This window comes from Streptomyces sp. NPDC002838 (assembly GCF_040295365.1).
Classification (GTDB): Bacteria; Actinomycetota; Actinomycetes; order Streptomycetales; family Streptomycetaceae; genus Streptomyces.
On record NZ_JBEOVF010000118.1, the window covers coordinates 1 to 8532 of the forward strand.

The 8532-nt window shown below is 68.4% G+C and carries 2 protein-coding genes; one reads left to right on the plus strand and one right to left on the minus strand.

All coding sequences use genetic code 11. The annotated features are described in order from the left end of the window. Window positions 1-4984 (minus strand): RHS repeat domain-containing protein (locus ABT063_RS51465; RefSeq protein ID WP_351069199.1); only part of this gene is annotated, 4984 nt, incomplete at its 3' end. A gap of 293 nt (window positions 4985-5277) precedes the next feature. Between ABT063_RS51465 and ABT063_RS51470 the strand changes: the two genes are divergently transcribed. Beyond that, on the plus strand, window positions 5278-8436 hold the full coding sequence (locus ABT063_RS51470) for an FG-GAP repeat domain-containing protein (protein WP_351069200.1): 3159 nt from the start codon (window positions 5278-5280) through the stop codon (window positions 8434-8436). Window positions 8437-8532 lie beyond the last annotated feature (96 nt).

An 8532-nucleotide genomic window follows, 5' to 3' on the forward strand; every position in this document is an offset into this window, starting at 1 on the left:
CCTCGACCGGCTGGCTCACCTTGCGCAGCTGACCCTCCACGTCCCATTCCAGGGACTGGTTGGTGCCGCCGTGCTGGCGTCCGGTGGTGTTGCCGGCGTTGTCGTAGGAGAAGGTGTTCAGGCGTTCGCCCTGCGGGCCCACGGACTTGATCTCCGCGAGCGCGTTCGGGCCGCCGACTCCCGGCTTGCCGTACAGGTACGAGCGGGTGACGTTCTTCGCCGTGTCGCCCGTCGGGTCGTGTTCGACGAGCTTGGTGCGGTTGCCCGCGTCGTCGTACTCGTACGACTGCCAGTAGGCCTCCGGACCGCCGACGGTGTCCTTGGACGGGGCCGCCGTGCAGTCGTCCGTCTTCGCCGTCCAGGCCGAAGTCATCTGCCTGAGCTGGTCGTAGACAAAGCACTGCGTGTCCGTCTTGCCCGCGTCGGACGACGCGCTGCCTGGCACGTCGGTGATCTTGGTGACGTTGCCGGCATCGTCGTACGCGTACCGGGTCTCGCTGATGCGGCCCGGGGCGACCGAGCGGTCGAAGGTGGACGTCTGGAGCCGGCGCGTGAACTCGTCGTAGACGTACGTGCCGTAGACCTTCTTGGCGGCCGGTCCGGCGTCCGTGCGCAGGATCTCGCCGAACGCCGAGTACTCCACGTCCGCGAGGTACATGGACGCGCCGCCGATGGAGATCGGCAGGTCGTCGGAGTTGTAGCGGAAGACGACCCGCTCGGTCACCAGGCCGCCCGCACCTGGCAGCGAGACCCAGGCGAGATTGCCGGTCTCGGTGTACGAGTAGGTGTAGGAGTACGTGCCGGCCAGGCCCGTCTCTTCCTTCGGGATCACCGTGTTCGTCGACTTCACGCGGTAGGCGTCGTCGTACGCGGTGACCTCCTCCCGGTACTCGCGCCCGTCCTCGTAGCGGATCGCCGCCGTCGGCAGGCCCTTGGCGAGGGTGTCGTACGTCCACTCCACACGCTTGGGGCCGGTTTGGCTGCCCTCGCGCAGGGAGGTCGGACGGCCGCCCGCGTCATAGGTGGTGGCCAGGGTCCGCTGCAACGGGTCGATGGTCGCGATCACGTTGTCCGCGTTGTCGTACCGCATCTCGGTACGGCCGCCGTCGGGGTCCGTGACCGCGGTCTGGCGGCCCCGCTTGTCGTACTCGAACGAAGTGACGGCGCCGCCGGGTGCGGTCACCTTCCGCAGGTTGTCGAGGTCGTCGTACTCGTAGACGGTGTCCCGCCACTTCGTCCGCGCGCTGTTGGTGTACTCGCGCAGCCGCTCGAGGCGGCCCTCGGCATCCTCGAAGACAGCGGTGACGGTGTCGCCCTTGGGCGGGATCGTCGTGGAGACGTCACCGTCCCGCTCGGTCGTCGTGCGGAGCTTCTCCGTGCCGCGGTAGTACGTGATCTCGGCGGTGGGCTGGCCCAGGCCGTCGAAGACAGTGCGGTTCTGGGACGGGACCTGGTTGTCCCCGACCTGGAGGAGTTTCGCCTCGGGCTCGGCGGCGTTGTAGTAGCCGTCGTTCTCCTTCCACTTGCGGCCGGCGCTGTCGTGGAAGGTGTCGTTGACGATCCGGCCCGCGCCGACCGCCTCGTCCTGCGTCTGCCGCTCGCGCAGCAGGCCGTCGAGGATCTCGTACGACACGGCGTACTGGCCGTTGTCCTTCAGCGTGCGCGTGGTGACGATCGTCGGACCGTCGCGGCGCACGGTGTAGTCGTACGTGGCGGTGGGAGTCTCTGTGGCAGGGTCGCGGTCGATCTCCCAGACCTTGAGGAGACGGCCCAGCGGGTCGTACTCCATCGTGGCCTTTTTGCCGTTGGCGTCCTCCTCCGTCAGCGGCAGGCCGCGGACGTCGTCGAACACCGTGGTCTCGGTGTGCTCGAGCGGGTCGTGGGAGACCTGCTTGAGCGGACGCGCCACGGTCTTCGGCGTGTACTCGATCCACGTCTTGCGGTTGTCCGCGTCCCAGGTAGCGGTCTCGCGGCCGTGGATGTCGTACTCGGTGCGGTCGATGGTGAGGTAGCCGTCGCCCGTGCCGTTCAGCTCCTGGACCTCGGTGGGCAGGCCCTTGGTGGGTGCCGCGCCGAAGGCCAGGTTGTCGTACAGCGTCCGTGTGTCCTCGACGACCTCGCCGCCGGTGGTGCCGCAGGCGCCGAGCGTCGTCTTCTCGCGGGACTCCAGCTCGATCAGGTACGCCGTGGTGCTGCGTGCGTAATTGACCGTGGAGCAGCGGATTTTGCCGCCGGGTGTCTTCTCCTCGACCTGGTACGGCAGGCCGTAGCTGTCGTATTTGGTGGTCTCGGTGGAGCTGCGCCAGGTGTCGCCCTTGACGCGCTCGCGGGTGCGGACGGTCTCCGGGCGGGCCATCCACGCCTCGAGGGGCGTGTTTCCGGGGCGGGTTCGGGTCGCCGTCTTCACGGCCCAGGGGGTGGTGACGGTCGCCGAGTCGATGGGGCCGCCGTCGGACTCGTAGGTGATCTGCTCCAGCAGCTGGCCCTGGTACTGCGGCAGGTCGTCGTGGTTCGCGCCGTCGCTCGTCGTGACGGCCGACTTCCGGGTGCCGGAGGGTTGCTTGTCACCGTGCAGGCCGCGGAAGTAGCGGTGCTCGGTGAGCTGCTTGACGTCGTCGCCGGAACCCTGGCGGGTGCGGACGCGCTCGTAACCGCGGTACTGCGACCAGGTGCGGTGCTTGTTCTCGGCGAACTCGCTGTCGTCGTACGCCCATCCCGCGCCGCCGAGGAACTCGTACGAGGTGACCTTGGCGGGGCTGTCGGTGACCAGGTCCTCTTCGCGTACCTCGGTGACGAGGTACTTGTGGAACCAGTCCTTCAGCGGGTTGAGGGCGCCCTTGGGCGTCCAGTACTGCGGGAAGCAGCTCATGGTGTTGGACTCGGGGGACGCCGGCATCCGCTTCGGCTCCAGGGCCTGGCAGTCGCGCGGCGAGTAGGTGATGCCGATACGGCCGCCGGTCTCGGTGTCGATGGCGTGGACGCGGTAGCGGGAGAAGGGCGGCAGGCCCTCCACCTTGTCGACGCGGTTGTCCATCTGGATGCCGGAGAAGGTGACCTTCGGCATGGCCGCGGTCGCGTCGGCGCCGTGGCCGGTGCGGGCGATGGACTCCAGCCACAGGGCCGGGGATGTGCCGTCGCCGGTGGCCGGGTAGCTCTGCCCCAAGGCCCAGGAGTCGACGGTCTTCAGGGCACTGCCGGAGAGCACGCTGGTGGTGATCTTCGTCAGGCGCTTGGTGGTCCAGAACGTCGGGGAGTACTTGTCGGTGCACTTGGCACCGGAGGCGCACTCCTGGTCCAGCGGCACATCCGGCCAGTGCTTGGCGTTGGCGGCGGTGCGCTTGGACGCGGCGCAGTCGAACGCGGCGGTGGGGATGCAGCGCTCGGCGGTGGTGAAGGCGACGCGGCCGGCCGGCTGGACGCCGAAGAGCTTGTCGGAGCGCAGGCCGTAGTCGATGCGGGCGAGCTGCGCGGAGCGGACGTAGGAGATCTGCTGATCGGCCTTCATGTTCTGGCCGTAGAAGTTGGTCTCTTTGGTCCACCACAGGGTCATGGCGTCGCCCAGCGGGTCGACCACGTAGTCCAGGTTCCAGCGGTAGGCCTGGGCGCAGTCGGAGTCCATGAACGCGGTGGCGTGGCACGGCTCGGTCGGGTGGTTGCCGAACACCGGAACCGTCAGCGCCGAGTTGGTGACCGTGCCTTCGGGGGCGCCCGGCAGCTTGTTCAGGCCGAAGTGGTACTGGGTGCCGTCGGTGGTGGTCAGGACCCAGTGCTCGCCGTCCTTGGTGCCGTTGGCGGCGCCGGTCTTGCGCTGGAGGCGGGAGCCGTCGTCGTCGGCGGGACGCCACTCGTCGGTGCCGTCCTTCTTGACGAGTTCGGTGGTGTTGCCGCCGAGGGACATCACGACGTGGTCGGAGCCCCAGCACAGGTCGCCGCTGTCACCGGTGTTGTTGGGCTTCTTGCCGTCGACCTCGCCCTTGTCGTCCGAGCAGGAGCGGTAGCGCCGCTCGATGAAGCCGGGCTCGTAGTCCCAGCCCTCGGCGATCCAGGAGGACTGCGCGTTGGTGGAGGCGGTGCGGCCGTCGACTGCCTGCGAGGAGTACGAGAGTTCGACCTCGGGCTGCGGACCGCCGGGCACCTCGGGCGCCTCGATCGGGTATGTCCAGGAGAAGCCGCCGGATGACGAGCCCGCCATCCAGGAACCGGACGGCGACAGCGAGGTGGCCTCGTGGCTGCCGCCCGGACCCGAGGCGGCGGCAGTCGCGGCCAGCACGGTGGGCGCAGCGTTCGCGGCGGCGAGGTCGACAGTGCCGGTGACCGTCTTCGCGACCGGGTCGTTGGCGCCGGTCAACGGTGTACGGGTGCGGCAGCGGTCCAGCTCCGGCGTGGTCAGCGCGCAGGCGGGAAGCCGGTAGAGATGGAGCCGGGAGCCCCAGTCACCGCCGTATGTGTCCTTGAAGGACGTGTAATCCAGCTCCAGTTCGACGGAGCCGGACGCGGCAGGAGCCATCCCCTCAGGCGCGGGTGCCGCGGTGAACAGCACTCCCTGTACGCCCGCCTTGCGGGCGGCGGCCGCGTCCTGGACCTGGACCTGAACGGCGGTGCCGACGTCTGCGGCGGCCTGTTTCGGGGTCAGGCCGCGGGCGCGGACGCCCTTCTTGGCGGCAGATGCCGCGCTGGATGTCTGACGGGCCTTCACCATGCTCGTTCGCATGGCGGTCGAGCCCAGGGTTGCGTCGGTGGTCAGCGACGCACGCTGCGGCAACTTGTCACGGCTGTCGGTCACCAGCGTCGTGAACGTGCCGGTCGCGACCTTGCCGGCCGCCGGCCTGAAGTCGCCCGCCGCGTCGTCGCGAACCTTCGGGCGCTTCTTGCTGAACTCCCGCCCGGGAACGGACGGATCGCGCTTCACATCGGAGATCCGGGTGCTCCCGGAGGCGGCGCTCGCGTCGTCGGGTATCAGCCCGATGAACAGCAGGAGCCCCACGAACAGGGAAACGGATCTGTGCCAGTGGCCGAAGTAACGTAACTGTCTTATTAAGTCTTCCACTAAACCTCCCCCTCACTCTCTGTGACCGAGTGGTGAACGGTCAGACAGTAAGCGCTTTCGATCAGCCTGGCAAGCAAAGGCAAGGCAATGCGACGATCCCCACTTTGACCATGGATGAGCAAAGAAATCCCCTGGTGACGGGTACTGTTCGGCGTCGCGGCCCGCGTGAAAGGGCACGCAGCGACCCCGGGAGGGGCTCGCACGGCAACCGACTCCGGGGGGATTCGCCCATGCCAGCAACATCCCGAAGACAGCGCCCGACCAGGCGCTCGGCGCGCGCCGCGCTCGTCGCGGTGCTCGCCGGAGGGACGCTCGGGCTGACACCGATCACACCGTCCACGGCAGCCGCGGCCGACACCGGCTCGACCACGGCATCCGCGAACGCCGAGGAACACGCACTCCAGCGGGCCGCTCGGACCGGCGAGCCTGTGGAGGTGACGTCCGCCCGCACCGAGACCAGCGAGACCCACGCATTACCCAACGGCAATCTCCGCCACACCCAGCACACCATGCCCGTCCGCGTGAAGCGCGAAGGCACCTGGACCTCGGTGGACACCACACTCGCCAAGGTGGCCGGCCGGATCTCACCCAAGGCGGCGCCCGGCCGCGTCACGTTCTCCGCCGGCGGCGACACCCGACTGGTGACCCTCTCCGACCAGGGCGGCGAACTGGCCCTGACCTGGCCGAACACCCTGCCCGAGCCCATGCTTGATGACTCCACCGTGACCTACCGCGAGGTCTTCCCGGGGGTTGACCTGGCCGTCCAGGCGAGCGTGGACGGTTTCAGCCAGGCTCTGATCGTGAAGACGCCGGAAGCAGCCGACCGTCCGGAGCTGGCGAAGATCGGCTTCGGGCTGCGCACCGAGGGCCTGGAGGTCCGCAAGGACACCGAGACCGGCACACTCCGAGCGGTCAACGCGGCAGGGCAGACGGTGTTCGCGTCCTCCACGGCCCGTATGTGGGACTCGTCGGGAACGCCGGAGGAGGAGACGGCGCAGGACGCCGCGGCGAAGACGACGTCCACTACGGCCGGCGCATCGCCCACGGCGAGCGTCGGCACGGCACAAGCCACGGCCTCGCCCGCCGGCACTTCCCCGCTCACCCCCGGCACCAAGAGCAGCGAGGTCGGTGTCGAAGTCACCGACGAGAAAATTCTCCTGACGCCGGACCAGAAGCTTCTGAACGCCCCGGACACCGAGTTTCCCGTCTACATCGACCCGCGGATGACCGGCACCCGCGAGGCTTGGACGATCGCCTACAAGCCCCATCCGACCAGCAGTTACTGGAACGGCACGGGCTGGGATGGCAAGACAACGACAGAGGCGCGGGTCGGCTACGAAATGTCGACCGGAGGCACAGCCCGCTCCTTCTTCCGTGTCGGCTCGAAGTTCCTGGCGGGCGTGAAGGTGGTTGACGCACAGTTCCAGATCACCGAGACGCACTCGTGGTCCTGCACGCCGAAACCGGTCGAGCTGTGGCTGACCGGCTCCATCAGCTCGGCGACCACCTGGAGCAAGCAGCCATCCTGGTCCACCCTTCAGGACAGCCGCAACTACGCCCACGGCAACGAGGACTACGGCTGCGCGAACGCGCCGGTCGATTTCACGGCCAAGGACGCGGCAGTCAAGGCTGCTGCCAGCAAGTGGTCCAACATCACCTTCGGACTGCGCGCGCCGCTGAAGGCGGAGGAGAACAAGGACCAGTACAGCTGGAAGAAGTTCAAGCCGGACGCCAAGCTGATCGTGGAGTTCAACCGCCCGCCGAAGGCGCCCTGGGCGCTTGACACCATCCCCAGCACCAAGGTCAGCAGCACCGAGTGCGGGAACGGTTCGTCGTACGTCACGCTCGGCAAGACGGACGTACAGCTGACCGCGCAGGTGTGGGACCCGGACGGCGGTGGCGTCAACGTCCAGTTCCATCTGTGGGCCACGGGCAAGCACGACACCTCACCCGGGATCATCTTCGACAAGCGGGTGAAGGTCACCGTCAAGGCGAGCGACTCCAAGGGCACCAGGGCGCGCGTCACCGTGGGCAAGGACCTGCTCGCGAAGCACATAGGTGCCAGCAACGGGCAGTTCTCCTGGAAGGCGCAGACCGAGGACACCGCCGACGCCTCCTTCGCTTCCGACTGGACGCCGACGCAGGGCGCGGCCGGCTGCCGATTCGGCTTCGACCCGAACGCGCCGACCGTGATGCCGACCGTCAAGTCCACGGACGGCCGGTACCCCGAGACGACGCCCGACATCGAGCCGGTCGAGGGTGCGCTGGCCCGCACCACGAGCGTGTTCGAGTTCGGTGCCAACGGCGTATCCGACACCACCGAGTACCTGTACGGCCTGGACCGCACCCCACCGAGTTCCTCGGCGAAGCCCAAGGCCAAGGGTGGCCCGGCACAAGCGCAGATCACCCCGCCCACACCGGGGCCGCACACGCTGTACGTACGCCTGGTGGACGCGGGCGGCAACGCCGGCCCGGTCTACCCGTACCGCTTCTACGTGAAGAGCCCGGGCATCATGGACAAGCCCGGTGACGTCAACGGCGACGGCCTGCCCGACTTCTTCGCCGTCGACGGCTCCAACAACCTCCGGCTGTACGGCGGCACGGGCGGCGGCAAGATGGCGACGATGCTTCCGCTCTCCTCGGGTGGCGGCTGGGACGGCGCCCTGCTGACCCACCGCGGTGACTGGAACGAGGACTTCTACGAGGACTTGGTGGCCCTCCGCGACAAGAAGCTGTGGCTCTACCCCAACGACGACGGGCAGGGCGAGTTCACCGAGGACACCAAGCAGGAGGTGTGGATCTACCCGGACGCGGAGACGGACGTGGCCCTCAACCTTTCGGCGGCCAAGCAGATCGTCTCGGTCGGCGACATCACGCCGGACAGCGACGTGTACAACCCCGACTTCATCGCGGTCATCGGCGACCAGCTGTGGTTCCTGCCGGGCCACACGAACGGCGCCATCGACTCGGGCTACCTCATCGGCAATGCGGGCTGGGGCAAGATGCAGCTCGCCTCACCCGGGGACGTCGACGGGGACGGCTTCACCGATCTGATCGCCCGGAACACCCAGAACGGCGAGCTGTGGCTGTACCACGGCCGCAGCCCGGGTGACGCGGACGGCGACGGTGTCTCCAACGGCGGCACCGACCCGGCGTCGCTGGGCCTACCGGCCAACCGCACGGCGTACGCCACTGGTTGGACCACAACCGCCCGTCCGCTGATCACCGCCTCCGGCGACACCGACGGCGACGGCGTACCGGACCTGTGGACCACAACGGCGAACACCACGGCGGGGCTGGAGTTCGTGCCCGGGCGGAAGAGCGGGCCGGTGGGCCCGTCGGCGGTCGTGGGCGGCGGGGGGTGGCAGGCGATCAAGCTCATCTCGTGAGTTCGTCTGAAATCTGAAAGAGGCGGCCGGTTGCTTCCCGCGATCGGCCGCCTTCCTTTGTCCGGCTTCCCTTGTCCGGACAGGAACTTGACGGAA

What these genes read in the sequence shown, in the direction of transcription:
- ABT063_RS51470 (WP_351069200.1), top strand. Translation starts at nt 5,278, where the DNA reads ATGCCAGCAACATCCCGAAGACAGCGCCCGACCAGGCGCTCGGCGCGC.